The sequence below is a fragment of the Leptothoe sp. LEGE 181152 genome (assembly GCF_032906605.1).
Lineage (GTDB): Bacteria > Cyanobacteriota > Cyanobacteriia > Phormidesmidales > Phormidesmidaceae > Leptothoe > Leptothoe turfae.
Genome location: NZ_JASATU010000047.1, coordinates 201,753 through 216,346 on the forward strand (window position 1 = coordinate 201,753; position 14,594 = coordinate 216,346).

General features: G+C 45.9%; 12 protein-coding genes. 7 read left to right on the plus strand and 5 right to left on the minus strand.

All coding sequences use genetic code 11. The features are described 5' to 3' along the window. Positions 1-196: 196 nt before the first annotated feature. Positions 197-1,267, minus strand: a complete 1,071-nt coding sequence (locus tag QGP82_RS23435) for a DUF3616 domain-containing protein (RefSeq protein ID WP_499061191.1) — start codon at positions 1,265-1,267, stop codon at positions 197-199. Between the two features lie 227 nt (positions 1,268-1,494). Between QGP82_RS23435 and QGP82_RS23440 the strand changes: the two genes are divergently transcribed. From QGP82_RS23440 to QGP82_RS23450, 3 genes are all read left to right on the plus strand, one after another. Continuing rightward, positions 1,495-2,328 carry a cyanophycinase gene (locus QGP82_RS23440; protein WP_499061192.1) on the plus strand — a complete coding sequence of 278 codons (834 nt, stop codon included), beginning with the start codon at positions 1,495-1,497 and terminating at the stop codon, positions 2,326-2,328. 555 nt (positions 2,329-2,883) lie between these two features. Then, positions 2,884-5,580 (plus strand): cyanophycin synthetase, encoded by a 2,697-nt coding sequence (gene cphA / locus QGP82_RS23445; protein WP_499061193.1) that lies wholly within the window; start codon positions 2,884-2,886, stop codon positions 5,578-5,580. A 142-nt stretch (positions 5,581-5,722) separates the two neighbouring features. After that, positions 5,723-6,298 (plus strand): Uma2 family endonuclease, encoded by a 576-nt coding sequence (locus tag QGP82_RS23450; protein WP_499061194.1) that lies wholly within the window; start codon positions 5,723-5,725, stop codon positions 6,296-6,298. Between the two features lie 373 nt (positions 6,299-6,671). On the opposite strand, the gene QGP82_RS23455 is transcribed toward QGP82_RS23450, so the two are convergent. Further along, the gene (locus tag QGP82_RS23455) at positions 6,672-6,848 is read right to left on the minus strand and encodes a hypothetical protein (RefSeq protein ID WP_499061195.1); all 177 of its coding nucleotides are present in this window, start codon (positions 6,846-6,848) and stop codon (positions 6,672-6,674) included. 453 nt (positions 6,849-7,301) lie between these two features. On the opposite strand from QGP82_RS23455, the gene QGP82_RS23460 reads away from it, so the two are divergent. The 4 genes from QGP82_RS23460 (at position 7,302) to QGP82_RS23475 (ending at position 9,488) form a co-directional block, all read left to right on the plus strand. After that, entirely contained in the window at positions 7,302-7,724 is a 423-nt protein-coding gene (locus QGP82_RS23460) for a helix-turn-helix domain-containing protein (protein WP_163662186.1), read from the plus strand. Then, on the plus strand, positions 7,721-8,569 hold the full coding sequence (locus QGP82_RS23465; protein ID WP_163662184.1) for an ImmA/IrrE family metallo-endopeptidase: 849 nt from the start codon (positions 7,721-7,723) through the stop codon (positions 8,567-8,569). Before QGP82_RS23460 ends, QGP82_RS23465 begins: the two co-directional genes overlap by 4 nt. Before the next feature lie 158 nt (positions 8,570-8,727). Further along, positions 8,728-9,018: a hypothetical protein gene (locus tag QGP82_RS23470; protein ID WP_499061196.1), complete on the plus strand. Its 291-nt coding sequence runs from the start codon at positions 8,728-8,730 to the stop codon at positions 9,016-9,018. A gap of 194 nt (positions 9,019-9,212) precedes the next feature. Next, positions 9,213-9,488, plus strand: coding sequence for a UPF0175 family protein (locus tag QGP82_RS23475; protein ID WP_163702403.1), 276 nt, complete (start codon positions 9,213-9,215; stop codon positions 9,486-9,488). A gap of 94 nt (positions 9,489-9,582) precedes the next feature. Here QGP82_RS23475 and QGP82_RS23480 read toward each other — a convergent pair whose 3' ends face one another. The 3 genes from QGP82_RS23480 to QGP82_RS23490 form a co-directional block, all read right to left on the minus strand. Beyond that, entirely contained in the window at positions 9,583-11,238 is a 1,656-nt protein-coding gene (locus tag QGP82_RS23480) for a transglutaminase domain-containing protein (RefSeq protein ID WP_499061197.1), read from the minus strand. Between the two features lie 571 nt (positions 11,239-11,809). Then, the gene (gene argZ / locus QGP82_RS23485; protein WP_499061198.1) at positions 11,810-13,915 is read right to left on the minus strand and encodes a bifunctional arginine dihydrolase/ornithine cyclodeaminase; all 2,106 of its coding nucleotides are present in this window, start codon (positions 13,913-13,915) and stop codon (positions 11,810-11,812) included. Positions 13,916-14,149: 234 nt separating this feature from the next. Beyond that, positions 14,150-14,401: a DUF2283 domain-containing protein gene (locus tag QGP82_RS23490; RefSeq protein WP_163662172.1), complete on the minus strand. Its 252-nt coding sequence runs from the start codon at positions 14,399-14,401 to the stop codon at positions 14,150-14,152. Between the last annotated feature and the right edge of the window lie 193 nt (positions 14,402-14,594).

The following is a 14,594-nucleotide window of genomic DNA, read 5'->3' on the forward strand; positions in this document are numbered from 1 at the left end:
TAAAATGAAGCTCGACAAAATCCAAGTATTGTATACACCCTGATTCTTCTGATGGAAGGCGGTTTGCTCCTTTTAGGAGACATCTTAATGGTGATATTAGTTCCTCCAGAGAATAAAGGTATAGGGTTGCTAGCCAAGTCTTATGGGAGTAACTTATACAGATGTCTCGGCCTGTTTCAGGGTTTAGGCGTTAATCTTAAGTGGGTAATCGAAAAACATCAGCAAAAACAGCATCCGTTCCCACCCGTCGCGTTTCAGCAGGTCGATCGTACACCACCATTAGGCTGTCTTTATATCCCAAACAGGGAAACAAGGTCATGCCTTCAGCAAAATCACTACCCATCGTGAGGGGAATATCAAATAGAACTTCTAATTTGTCAGAATCTTTATGCCAGATGCAGTCATCACCATGGTTTAACACATCTTTGAGGCGAAAGATTTGTTGTTCTCCAGAGAGTGTCATGGTGGGGCCAGCCAAGATTAATAAATCACCATCGTGAAAATATAGATCCCGAACCCCCAGGCCATCTAGATCTAAAAAGTGTTTGTGATAGAGCTTGTCTGTCCCTAGACTTTTGAAAGAAAGCACACCAGGTTTCTTCTCCTGCATTTCTAACTCTAAAATGATTGCCCAGCCCCTTAAAACAGGGCCTCTTAAACCTAAAAATACCCTATGGCCAGCAATCGCCATGCCTTCAATGTCCAAGCCGTTGTCTTTGGAGGGTAAATCGATGTCTAAGAAAGGACCGATGTGTTCATCCTCTTTTAAGGCCTGAATTAAAATATTGTTTTCTTTTGTTTTTTGTAATGCGGCAGCAGTGAGTTCAGTGCCGTCAGATAGCTCACACGATTTAACCAGTTTCCCTTTAATAACAGGGATACGGGCCAGCAAGTATCGATTGATATCGTGCGTGATTTTGGTCAGACGCTGAATATCTTTTTGGGGGTCTTTCCCCTTGGCATTTTTACGTTTGCTACTATGGGAGCCGATCACCCAAAGATAGCCTTCTGAATAGCCTAGTGCTTCAATATCAATTTCTGATTCGTTATCAAATAACTCTACAAAGTCCCCGATCTGAAAGACTTGATGATCGCCATAGACACAGCTTTCTAAACGCTGTAGTCGTTCAACGGCTACACATTCATCTGACCCTACCCAGAGGCTGCCATCGGGAGTCATGGCGACGGCTGATAAATCAGCAATGACATTCTTCGCCTGCTCGCCAAACTGTAGTAAAACTCGACTTAGCAAAAAGCTGTCAGCCATAGAGGGTTGTGCTCCTTCAAGATCTGTTTGAGTATACTGTGGTCAACTTAAGTTTTTGAAGATTTGCAACTGCACCTCTGAGGCCAAGCGCTAAGGCATTAAATAGAGGGGCTAAATCTATCTTGTGGAGGAGGAAAAATCTGATTGTGTTAACTCTACAACAATATGATTTACTATCTAGGAATGCATTTATGCGTTAGTAAAAATCTCTTCTTGTTCGTTAAGCTATGGTAATTCCGACCCAGTACCCCGTCATGGTAATTGGAGGGGCAGAAGATAAGGTCGGTGAACGCAAGATATTGACGAACTTCTTTAATAGTGCCGGCGGGACTCAGGCCGTAATTGGCATTGTTCCCTGTGCCTCTCAGGAGCCCAGTGTCGTTGGCGATCGCTACCGCCGCATTTTCACTCAGCTAGGGGTCAAAGACGTTCATGTCCTTGATATTCGACGTCCCCGCGAGTGTGATGAAGACCGTTGGCTTGAGCTGCTAGATCGCTGTGCCGGTATCTTTTTGTCCGGTGGTGATCAGGTGCGCCTATTCAACTTTATTCAGGGTAGTAAGTTTATAACGACACTTAAGAAGCGCCTTAAAACTGGCACGTTAGTCGTGGCTGGAACCAGTGCGGGTGCTGCAGTGATGGGTGAAAAGATGATCTCGGGGGGCAGTAGTGGGGAATCACCCAACCGCTCACTGGTGGATTTGATGGATGGTTTGGGCCTTATCCCTGAGCTTTTGGTGGATCAGCACTTTCATAACCGTAATCGCATGGCTCGGTTGTTGAGTGCGATCGCAGCTAATCCTGACCGACTAGGTATTGGCATTGACGAAGACACCTGTGCTGCTTTCAAAGGCGATGGCACCTTTCAAGTAATCGGCAAAGGCTCTGTCACCATCATTGATCCAAGGGAACTAACCCATACAAACTATCGTGACTCTGGTGACAATTCCCCGTTGAGCCTCCATGACTTAAGAGTCCATCTCTTAAGTGAGGGCGACCAATACGACTGTAGGTGCCGCTCAGTTTGTACACCTAATCTTGAAATGGTATCCAAGCTCTAGCGATTATCTGAAGCATGTTTGCTTAACGCCAAAATGGAGTGTTAGCAACCCGTTTAATAGCTTTAAAGATCAATAGATAATCTCCGATCTCATCTATTATTTCCGAAAATTGCATGCGAGAAATGCATAAATTGCATTATTTGTTTTTTAGTATGTCATGGACTTATAACAAAATGCATGTCTTTGTGATGTTGTTTAACCCGTGTTGTATCATTCAATACAGCTACTCAATGCCCTTTAAGCAAAGCTAATCAGCCTACTTGGCACTCTTTTCGAGCTGAAGGTTTGTTGCAAAGATTGAGGAAAAATGGGAGCTTTTCAAGAAATATTCTAGTCAAAATCTCAGATCATTCACTTAAAATCAGATACATCTGTAGCTGAATTAACAAAAATATAAAAACTTAGTTGACCAGCCTGGGCCTAATTTCTTTGCAGGCGCGTTTATTCCTTACTTTCTAGACTCTTTCAAGAGAAAGGGCTTGTAAGCCTTGCGTATGAAATGAAAGGCTTCGTTTGATTTCTGTTGGCATCTACATAAACACCTTATTGTCGCCTATGAAAATTCTGCACACTCGAACCCTTCGCGGGCCTAACTATTGGAGTATCCGTCGTTCCAAGCTGATTGTTGTCCGTCTAGATTTAGAAAATCTGGCGGATAGCCCTTCTGATACCCTGCCCGGTTTTTACGACGGGTTAGTACAGGTGCTACCGAGTCTTGAAGAGCACTACTGTTCTCCAGGGTGTCGAGGTGGATTTTTAAGTCGTGTGCAAGAAGGCACCATGATGGGGCACATTGTGGAGCATGTGGCCCTTGAGCTACAGGTGTTGGCTGGTATGACCGTTGGCTTTGGCCGTACCCGTGAGACTAGCACCCCTGGTATCTATCAAGTCGTTGTTGAATACAAACATGAGGCAGCTGGGCGCTATGCCACACGTGCTGCTGTTCGACTGTGCCAAAGCATTGTTGAAACGGGGACTTACCCTGTAGATGAGCTGCAAACGGATCTGGCAGATCTGAAAGAACTGCGTACTGAGGCAGCTTTGGGCGCTACCACTGAAGCCCTGGTGGGCGAAGCTGAAACCCGTGGCATCCCCTGGATGGAGTTGGAAAACTGTGATCTGTTCCAGCTGGGTTACGGCAAATATCAAAAGCGTGTTCAGGCAGCCCTGACCTCGTCGAGTAATGTGCTCGGTGTAGAGTTGGCCTGTGATAAGGAGCGCACTAAAGCCATTCTAGAAAGTATGGGTGCGCCTGTGCCTGCAGGACAGCTGGTTTATCATTTTGATGAGCTGGAAAAGACTATTGAACGCCTTGGTGGCTATCCCATCGTGATTAAGCCATTAGACGGTAATCATGGGCGTGGGATCACGACGGATATTGGCTCATGGGAAGAGGCAGAAGAGGCCTATGACCGAGCTAAGGAGATTTCTAGAGGTGTTATTGTCGAACATTTCTATGCCGGACGCGACCATCGCATTTTAGTGGTGAATCATCAGGTGGTTGCTGTTGCAGAGCGGGTGCCAGCTCATGTAGTAGGCAATGGTCATGACACCATCGCTGAGCTGGTGGAGCAAGAGAACCAGGACGAACGTCGTGGCAATGGCCATGACAATGTACTCACCCAAATTAAGCTGGATGTGTCCACTGATGAGATGCTGAACCGGCAGGGTTTCACCCTAGATACGGTGCTAGAACCAGAGCAAGTGGCCTATCTGCGAGCAACGGCGAATTTGAGTACAGGTGGAACAGCTATCGATCGTACCGATGAGATTCATCCAGAAACGGTGTGGTTAGCGGAGCGAGTCTCACGAATTATTGATCTAGATATTGCGGGGATCGACGTAATTACCACCGATATCACCAAGCCGCTGTGCGAGGCGGATGGGGTGATTGTTGAAGTAAACGCCGCACCGGGATTGCGAATGCATTTAGCTCCTAGTCAGGGTGTAGCCCGTAATGTGGCGGCTCCGATTTTGCAGATGTTGTTCCCACCTGATACCCCCACACATGTGCCGGTTGTGGCCGTGACGGGCACCAATGGTAAAACCACAACAACCCGTCTCATTGCCCATATCGCGAGACAGGTTTATGACGCAGTGGGCTTTACCACCACCGATGGCATTTACATTGGAGATCACCTGATTGAAAAAGGTGATACTACTGGACCCCAAAGTGCCCGAATGATTTTGCAGGATCCCACTGTGGAGATGGCGGTTTTGGAATCTGCCCGAGGTGGTATTCTGCGCTCTGGTTTAGCGTTTCGTCACTGTGATGTCGGTGTGGTGCTAAATGTGGCCGCTGACCACCTGGGTCTAGGAGACATCGACACCATTGACCAAATGGCTAGGGTAAAAGGGGTCATTGCAGAAGCCGTCCATGCTGACGGCTATGCGATTCTCAACGCCGATGATGAGCGGGTAGCTGCGATGGCGGATCGGGTAATTGGCAAAGTGGCCTATTTCTCGATGGATTCGCAGAATCCTCTAGTGCGAGATCATGTTCAGGATGGAGGCATTGCTGCTGTCTACGATGATGGTCATATTGTTATCTTGCAGCATGAATGGGTGCACCGAATTGAGCATGTTGAACGGGTGCCCCTGACCTTGGGTGGACGGGCACCGTTTATGATTGCCAATGCTCTGGCGGCTAGCTTAGCCACCTTTGTGCAGGGCATTAAGGTAGAGCAGATTCGCGCTGCGTTGCGTAGTTTTGAGGCTTCGGCTCAGCAGACACCGGGACGCATGAATCTTTTCAATCTGGGCCATTTCCATGCGTTAGTGGATTACGCCCACAATCCTGCTGGCTATGAAGCAGTCGGTGGCTTTGTGAAGAACTGGTCGGGGCCAACCATTGGTGTTGTGGGCGGACCGGGCGATCGTCGTGATCAGGATCTGATTGGCTTAGGTCAGCTGGCAGCGACATTCTTTGATCACATCATTGTTAAAGAGGATGATGATGGTCGGGGTCGCCCTGCGGGTAATGCAGCTGGGCTAATTGTTCAAGGCATTGCTCAAGCTAATGATTCCTCTGCATCCCATGTGGTGCAATTGGATGAAACGGCGGCGATTGAATGTGCGCTGGAGCATGCTCCTGAAGATTCGCTGGTGGTGATTTTTCCTGAACAGGTTAATCGAGCTATTGAGTTGATTCAAGCACGCAATCCGATTGTGGATGCTCCAGAAGCGGACGCAGCGGCTTTACTGGTGGAGGACCCATCAACTTTAGAGCCAATGGCGGTAGGTGGTCAGTAAAATCGATATCTGATTTAACCACGTTGATTTTCTATGGGGTGTGTTGTGGCATTAGTCCAACGCACCTCTGCTCTTTGATGAGAAATCATCAGAATCATCATGCCTATGGCAAGCTAGAGATAGCGAAGTTCAGGCAAGAACAATGGCTCTTAGTAAAAGCTATGCTTACTTTACTCCTGAGGAGTATCTGGAAATTGAGCGGGTAAGCCCGATTAAGCATGAGTATTTGCAAGGGCAAATTGTAGCTATGGCTGGGGCGACAAAAGCCCATGTCATTCTTACTGGGAATCTGTCAGCGCTACTGGTAAATCACCTACGTGGTACGGACTATATTTCCTATGCGGTGGATATGAAGGTCCGCCTACCAGAACTGAATCTCTTTTATTATCCAGATTTAGCGGTGACTTGTGATGATCGCGATCGCGTTTCCGATGAAGATTTTATTCTGCATCCCAAGTTGATTATAGAGGTGTTGTCAGATTCGACTGAGGCGTTTGATCGGGGAGATAAGTTTTCTGACTATAAATCTGTTGCAGAGTTAGAAGAGTATGTTCTGGTTCACCAAAAACAGGTTTTGGTTGAACGGTTTCAACGTAAGTCAGATAATCTTTGGTTGCCTCAGGTTTATCGAGTTGGTAAGCAGGTGGAGTTTGAAAGTATTGAGTTTAGATGTGCGATCGCTGACCTATACGAAAATCTAAATCAGCTATCTCAGTAAAGCTGTACTGAGTTTGGATCGATAGCTACGGTGATAAGAAATGGATGAAGCTTGCTTTGTAATGTTGCTGACACAAGATTTACAATCAAATTATATTGGTTTTAGTCATGATCGCATCTCTCACAAAGGGCACTACTCCTCCACATTTGACTGCCGCATCTGGGGCAATCGATCCAACTATCAGAAGCATTGAGTTCATCTTCTACTCTCACTCGCAGTAAAAGTCCTTGAATAAAATTTTCATCAGGCCCAAATTTACTATTTTGTTGAGAATGAGTTCGTCTGTATGCTTGCAGCTTTTTCATTAAGCTATCCTCTTGATATGTAATTTAGTGGCAACAAAGAAAGTTGTTACTTGACCTAATAGCCAGACTTACGCCACGAATCCGATGGGGCGTGCGAAGACATCACAGCGGTAACGACCACGCTGCTTTGAATGATTGGCTAGTTTTATTACTAAAGTCGTTTGGTCTACAGGAAATTCTAAAACCCCCTGCTGTTTTAGTGTTTGACGGATTTCGGTAGACGAAAGCTCTACTCCGGTAAGCATTTTCAGAAGCTTGCTAATTTCACATGTTCGCAGGCATGGCTTTAATAGGAACTCTGAACTCGATAGGTTTAAGGATGGGTGGATGTTAGCGATATATCGAGACATACTTACCTGAATGTTTTCTGTGAGTGAACAAAAAGCGAATGCATGAACAATATAGTATTCGTTGAAGCATGTAGTGTCAAGTGATGAATACTTTTTTTGCATTTATGTAAGCTGTGAGTGAACACTTGGGCATCTAAACTTTCTTTCAATGTGTTGCTTAAAGACGTTGCATTTCAAGGATGTAAGCAATGTCTATGCTTTTTGTGAATAACCTTTGCTCCAGCTTGTAAAAAGACAGATCTTGCTAAAGGTAGTTATATACAGCTATGTTTGATACGATTCGTCAACTCTGAGTGTACGTCTATGGTTCAATTGTACTATTAAGTAGCGCTGATTAAGTTTTGCCTTATGTCGAACCATGAGAGTCTGGGATCTTTTTTGAGAGATTCAAGAAAGAAGAAGAGCATTTCAATGCGTGCTTTAGCTAGAGATGCAGAAATATCTGTTGCATATTTGTCAAAGATTGAACAAGATGCTGCTAATCCGACGATAAACGTTTTGGAACGTATAGCAACTGCTTTGGGGGTTCCTGTATCTGATTTAGCTATGTTTATACGTAATCGGGAGCAGGATGTTGATGTAGCAACTGCAAGCAATACACCCGAAAGTCTAAAGAGGTTTATTGAAAAATACTCGAAAGATTTTCCTCAGCTTTTAGATCCTGATTATCATAGAGCGCTTTCTGGTATTCGCTTTAGGGGTAAGTATCCTGAAAATGATAGTGAGTGGCTCAATATCTTTCTGAGTATCTTAAATGTTCTTGAAAAATGACCCAGAATTTTGATTTTTATGAACGAGATCCTAGTTTTCTGGAGATCAAGGCGGCATTTTTAGATGCTGTTGAAAGCTTTCATAAAGAAAGAGGCTTTACTAATGATTTGTTTTCAATCACAAATGAATTAGAAATATCTATTCATCCTCTAAAGCCAGGGATTTCCAGTGAAGAGGGAAGTGCATTTACTCAAGTTAATGGTCAGAAGGTTATTTTGTTGAAGGAAAACTTGCCCGAAAGCAGAAAACTTTTTACTGCTTGGCATGAACTGAGCCATCACCTATTTGAATATTTAAGAGATGGAGAGTTCAAGGCATATTTAGATGATCTCTTATATGGTCATCCTGATTGGAGCACTAACTGTGAGGAAGAACTCTGTTTTGAAAGTGCTGCTTTATTGCTGATGCCAAATCATTCTGTTGATGATGTAATAAGTGAAACTGGATTTTCTCCTTTAGCTATTTTTCAGCTCTCTGAAAAGACTGGAGCATCTTACTCTGCTGCTATAAGGAGGATTGTAAGAAGGAAAAATATTGATTCCAACAGCATTGTGATGAAACCAGATGGGTGGATCTTAGATAGTTTTTCATATGGCGAAAGCCGTGGTAAATATAATATCATTCCAAGATTTAAAGTAGAAAATGATCATCCGTTACTAACTACCCCATTTCAACCACTTGAGGTAGAAAAATTTTCTGCTCCTATTCCTTTCAAAGGTGGTCAAAGGAGCTGGAAAAGTAAATGTATGGCAGCAATTGACCAAGATCTAAGGAAGGTTATTGCTTTTTTTGTCAAAAGTTATCCTGATAACAATCAAGACCAATTATCGCTACCTCTCTTCTAATGCCTCTATTTTGGTTTGATTTTTTGATTGTGAGTTCTTTTACTTTTCTGATGCTTCTCTCGTAGATGGTTCTAAGGGCTCCATGCGTTGATGAATTTTCTGTGTTAACTCGAAATTTTTATGGAGCAGTTTAAACCTACACAAGAGGATGGTTGGTCGTGAGTCTAGAGGATTTGCCAGGGGCGGAGTTGATTCTCCCTGGGCTAGAGGATTTGAACAATGGTGGGACTAAAATAATAGGAGCATTGCTGATTGAGAGCGCATCCATACGCCTAACTGCAGCAGGACTAGAGTTTCCAAAAGACCATTTGGTTCCAGAACCCGAACTGACCTTATATGCTTATCTCCAAGCCACACGAGACGATGCTTACCCGTATTACAATGCCCTGCTGAGCGGTCTCAACAGCTTTTGCAACGCGCTTGAACTCAGCTACAAACGAAGGAAGTAGCTGTAGAATGCATTCCACTGATGAATGCTTAGCGATCTCAACTGTGAAGTGAAAAAGTAACTCCCAAATAGGAAGGTTATGTCAGGGCAGTAAGATTAAGGTGGTGGCTCTACAGATAAACAGGAAACAGGGCCATAATCTATAACATTACCCTCAATAGGGCAAGCAAAATCCCTTAACAAGGAGCCTGAATCATGCAAGTCACGCTAAACCTTCCCGATGAATTGCTTCAGCATTTCAACCTTGATCAACTTGCCCGTGAAATTTTAGAAGCCCTAGTAGTGCAGGCCTACCAATTAGAGAAAATCACCAGCGCCGAAGTAGGGCGCATCCTGGATTTACCATCTCGCTGGGCCATAGATGCTTTCCTGAAGCAGCATAAGGCTTACCTGCATTACGATGAAGCAGATTTGGAGAGCGATCGTGAAACGTTCCGCCAACTCAGGGAAAATCATTCACGTAACATGTAATAGATCAAACTTCATCTGACAGATTCGATTCCACTCAGGGGGACTATTGGCTAAGCGCAGTTGCACCAAGCCTAAAGTGTTTCAGAAATAATATTTACTCTGGAATCAGCTCATCCAGTATTCGAAAGCGAATATGATTGATAGCTAAGTCGCGCAGTGAGAATTCTTCAGGTTTGTCGTCGGCAGTCATTTTTGTAAAGGGAATCCCTTTACCTATTTCCATGTGGTACCAGGCCAGCCCCATAAAGAAACGCTCAGGATAGGGACCTCGCTCAATTACATCATCCACATTGGATTCCATGGGCAGCCAGCCAACACCAGGGACATAAAACTCTAGCCACACATGGTTAAAGTCTGGTTCCAATGGCAAGTGACGATATTCGGGCTGGGGTGGACACTTATAGCGACCAATGGTGCGACAGGCAATGCCGTTTAAACGAGCTAAAGCCAGTAGCACCCCTACATATTCTCCACAAGAGCCAGTCCCCCGTTCCAAAGCCACATCGGGAGTATCGATTTTGGGTTGAATACCGTAAGAGAGACGATCATAAACGTAATTGCGAATTCGTAACATCTTTCGCAATACATTGGTCTCAGTTCCTGCGCCTTCACTGGCTGCCTGCTGAATGATGTCTGTATCCATTGCCAGATCGTCGTCATCAACGAGGTAGTGCTGTAGTTCAGGTGGTAGTGGCTTGTCGCCATCAATATCGTCAGGGGTGAGGCAATATTTGAGGCTGTACATTTCGACAGTGGCCTTCCAGCCCAGGAGACCTCCCTGAAAAGGCTGAATTTGGTCAAACTTAAAGACGGCTATCTGCTGCCCATTTTGTTCTTCAATTGTAAAAGGATGACCAATGGGTTCTACGTGACGGACGCGCTGGCGCAGGGTGTTGGCAGGTAGGGCAATGCGCCATTCGACGTTGTTGAGGGTGACGGCATCGAGCGGCATGATTTCCTCAGCATAGGAGAATTCCACCAGATATCCGTTTGAGAGGGTATAGTGTTCGACTTGGTTGTTGTGAAGATAAAGCGGATGGATAAAGGTGCGATCGCGAAATGTCAGTTCATAGGGCGACTCTGCATTGGGATTATCACGAATATAGGGTTCTTCATCGGCATAGACGATATAGCAAACGGGATCTTGCCCTGCCTCAGGTCGATAGAATGTGATGCCGGTGGGTGAATTGTAGGGCGTTAGGGCACTCAGTTGAATCTTGCCTGTTTCGCGATCAAGGCAGTAGACCGTTTGTTCTGTCTGATCGCATACCCATAATCCATCCTCGTTGGTTGCCAAGGTTTCCTCACCTACACCAGGTTGTGGAAATTTTCCTAGAGGATCGCTCGTGTGGCAATCAAAGAGATGGATATATCCAGATTTTTGGCAGCTGACGTAGACGATGTTTTCCCAAACAGCGACACCGGCTACTGGGTAGGGCAGTTCTGTAAAGAAGGTAGGCTTTTGGGTTGCGCGATCGCACCAAAACACCTCTTCGTCCCTGGCGAACCAAAAGGTATCTTGCCAGAGAGACAAACCGACTGCCCCCATCCACTCCTTATCTTCCAGCTGATACGGGTTGAGGATAACTGTGTTGTTGGTGCGGAGATTGATAGAGACAAGATAGCCTCTTACCTTGTCAATGGAAAAAAGGTACTCGTTATCTGCTGCCAGGCCTGACAGGGCATAGACACCAATTGGTCGAATTGTAGACAGCCGCGATGTTTTATTGGTGAACCCTTGCTCAGGCATAGATCAGGGGAGAATTTAACGGTTATTTAAGGTTTTTATTGTAAGGATTTACGGTCTTCCCAAATAGCAGTCTACTACACTGACAATTGTCCCTTTAAGTACTGGGAAAAGAAGACTTTCACAAATTTTAGTGTAACTTTGCCCCTGACCTCGCCGTAACTCCTTCCAAACCTAAATCTTAGCGATAAACGACAGCCTACTTTCGGGGGGTGTGTGGGAGTTTTGGCCCCCACGAACAGGAGGGGTTCGGGGAGGAACGCCCTGAGCAACCCTCATCGCAATTAACCAATTTTCGACCAGTGTATTTTGTAGGTTGGCTAACAGCAAAACCGGCTGCGTGGGATCCCTCCGAGTTCCCCACACCCCCATGGCTAGGGCGTTCCGTCGCCCTAGAACCCTACGAAAAAATGATTGATATCCCCAGTAGGCGGTTTGGGCAGTCGGTCAGGTGATTTAGAATTTTGTCGCAGCGCGCAAAATTCTAAAAAGAGGAGTTATTGAATTTCCTATTAGGCAAGAATAGTCCTGGCTGAAATTATGAGCCTAATTTTGAACATCCCTCGAGGACACTTCAAACGCGAGCATATTTTCCAGTGAGCTTATTGAGTTGATTAACTAACAGACTCAAAAACAGTCCCACATCAGTAACCACGCCAATCGATTCCAACGAACCGCGATCGCTTAACTTTGTAACCACTGCTGGATTAATATCCACACAAACCATCTTCACTCCGGCGGGGGTCATATTCCCTACACCAATGGAGTGCAGCATGGTCGAGAGCATCAAAATCAGGTCTGCTCCTTCAATCAAACGAGCATAATCCGCCTGGGCTTGGAGCAAATCCATTTGGGTATCGGGCAGTGGGCCATCGTCGCGAATAGATCCAGCCAGGGAAAAGGGCACGTTGTTTTTCACGCATTCGTACATGACTCCGCTTTGTAAAATGCCCTGCTCCACTGCATTGGCAATGCTGCCGGAACGGCGAATGGTATTGATGGCTTTGAGGTGATGACGGTGCCCACCATGGACGGAAACGCCCCGCTTCATATCCATGCCAAGGGAGGTGCCCATGAGTGCCTGCTCAATGTCGTGGACTGCGATCGCATTTCCCCCCAACAGCCCATGCACATAGCCTTCACGAATGAGATGCCGCAGGTGTTCACTGCCGCCAGTATGAATCACCACTGGCCCTGCCGTGACGACCACTTTGCCACCCTGATCACGGATGCGACGTAAGTCCCAGGCGATCTGCTCCACCACTAACTCCACACGCCGTTCGCTGGAGACGCCAGCGCCCATAAAGCTGAACTCCTCTGTGGATTTCTTTTTAAGGGTGGTAGTCGTACGTTTAGTGCGAATACCTTCGCTACCGACCACAACAGATTCGCCTATCTGTAAATCCCGAAGCAGTTTACAGTGAGCTACTAGACCGTCTGGAGTTTGAGTAATAGCAATGGCTCCATCCATGCGCTGGCCCTGTACCTTAATCCATTGCCCGTTCACAGAAACCTCTGTAGGGTAGATGGCGGTCACATAAAAATCATCAGGGGCCACGCCTGCCTGTAATACAGCTTCTAAGTGGGCGTCAGGGGAAACATCCTCTGAGGTGACGACTGCTCCCAAATCAACCAGTTGCCCCATGATGTCTTCAATGACATCTCCATCGGGGGCTGACACCTTCACGTCTGCCGTTGAGATATCTTGCCGCTGTGCGCCGAGGTCAAAGTGCAATACCTGAAAACTGCCGCCACCAGACACAATTGTGTCCAATGCTCGATTAACGATGCCGGAGTCTAGCAAATGGCCCTCTAGGTGAACCATCCGACTCTGAATAGAAGAGGCTTGAGGAGAGTCTTGACGCGGTTCTGTTACCCGCAATGTTAAACATTTGGCAGCCCCGCCCGCTTTTAGAAATTCGGTGAGGGGTGTTTCAATTACCTTAAAACCGCGTGCGGCTAGAGTTTTCTGGAGACCATCGCTGGCACTGTTCATGATAATAGTTTGGTCAACGTTGACCGCATTGCAGGCAAAGTTGACGGCATCTACCTCATTCACTGGAATACGTTTTTCGGTCGGGATGCGTCGCTCAATTAGATGATTTGAGTAAGTGTCAAACGCTGGGGGATAGTAAAGTAAATCCCCATTGTTCAGCGGACAAAAACAGGTGTCCAGATGATAGAAGCGGCGGTCAATGAGCCGCAGGGAAAGGACCTCCACATCTAGCCATTTAGCTAAATAGGTATGGGAGTCGAGTTCTGAGCGAAAACCGTATCCGGCCCACAGATATCCCCCGACGCGATCAATCAGGGCATCCCCAGCTCCTTCAAAGGGTAACCCTTTAGGTAACGTGTGGACGGTGTAACCCTGGTCTGCAAACCATTGCTGAAAATAGGGTTCTTCCCCTTGCCGCTCAGCATGAAAAAAGCGACTGAGAACAACGGTGTGGTCGAGAATCAACCCAGCATTTGCTGTGAATACCATATCTGGCCATCCAGGCTGAGGTGCCACTAACTCCACCGTTGCATGCTCTTTGAGAATATTGTGGAGCTGGTTCCACTGTTCCTGGGCAAGATCGCGCGATGAGCGATGGATATTGCCTTCCATCCAGGGATTAATTACATAATCAACGTCATAGTGCTGTGGAGCGCACATCAAAATTCGCACGGACTCTTTCATGGTCACCTCAAGTGAACAGAGTGGTAGAACGGTCAATAGCTAGAGGAGAAGTCTACGTTCCTTCCTCAATTATCATTGATCGATGATGAACAACCATTTTTTTGTTTTGAAGTGTTTTTATGATTTCAAGAATGACTCCAAAAGTTATGAACTGTTGACCTGTTGTGTTTTAAGAATGTCGTTTATGCAGAAACCGCATGGGCGGTTGCATGACAAACTTTAGTACCGAACTCCTTATTCTTTGCCACTTGCCAACTCTTTGCCGTTGGTCACCGGCTTATTGAGATTGGCTTGACCGATATTGAAGGAGATAGCGTAAGGACTATCTGTTTTAATCGATGCCCTTCTGATTTCTAAACCGATCACCTGCCCATCTTCGTCATAGTCAAGCACTAATCCCGGTGAGATTTGCGTTGTTTCCTCAATCACAGTAGAGACGAAAGCAATCTGTAGGATGTCTTTATCTGGGTCATAAACGACTTTCATGGGCAAAGATTTCCTTGATTCCAATGACGCACTTACTTACAAGCATAAACTGGCATCGCCAAAGCGTTTGCTTGGCTTGAATTGTGCATCACACAATTATAAGTTTGAGAAAGTTGCTTCGCTATGACGCAATACTTTCTGAAGAATTGACAAAAGGGAAACTGGGGGTATCAGCTTAAGCTGAGAAACCTCG

Bases quoted from the DNA above. Each gene is read 5' to 3' on its own strand.
- QGP82_RS23435 (WP_499061191.1), bottom strand. From the start codon at position 1,267: ATGGCTGACAGCTTTTTGCTAAGTCGAGTTTTACTACAGTTTGGCGAG.
- QGP82_RS23440 (WP_499061192.1), top strand. From the start codon at position 1,495: ATGGTAATTCCGACCCAGTACCCCGTCATGGTAATTGGAGGGGCAGAA.
- cphA (WP_499061193.1), top strand. From the start codon at position 2,884: ATGAAAATTCTGCACACTCGAACCCTTCGCGGGCCTAACTATTGGAGT.
- QGP82_RS23450 (WP_499061194.1), top strand. From the start codon at position 5,723: ATGGCTCTTAGTAAAAGCTATGCTTACTTTACTCCTGAGGAGTATCTG.
- QGP82_RS23455 (WP_499061195.1), bottom strand. From the start codon at position 6,848: ATGCTTACCGGAGTAGAGCTTTCGTCTACCGAAATCCGTCAAACACTA.
- QGP82_RS23460 (WP_163662186.1), top strand. From the start codon at position 7,302: ATGTCGAACCATGAGAGTCTGGGATCTTTTTTGAGAGATTCAAGAAAG.
- QGP82_RS23465 (WP_163662184.1), top strand. From the start codon at position 7,721: ATGACCCAGAATTTTGATTTTTATGAACGAGATCCTAGTTTTCTGGAG.
- QGP82_RS23475 (WP_163702403.1), top strand. From the start codon at position 9,213: ATGCAAGTCACGCTAAACCTTCCCGATGAATTGCTTCAGCATTTCAAC.
- QGP82_RS23480 (WP_499061197.1), bottom strand. From the start codon at position 11,238: ATGCCTGAGCAAGGGTTCACCAATAAAACATCGCGGCTGTCTACAATT.
- argZ (WP_499061198.1), bottom strand. From the start codon at position 13,915: ATGAAAGAGTCCGTGCGAATTTTGATGTGCGCTCCACAGCACTATGAC.
- QGP82_RS23490 (WP_163662172.1), bottom strand. From the start codon at position 14,401: ATGAAAGTCGTTTATGACCCAGATAAAGACATCCTACAGATTGCTTTC.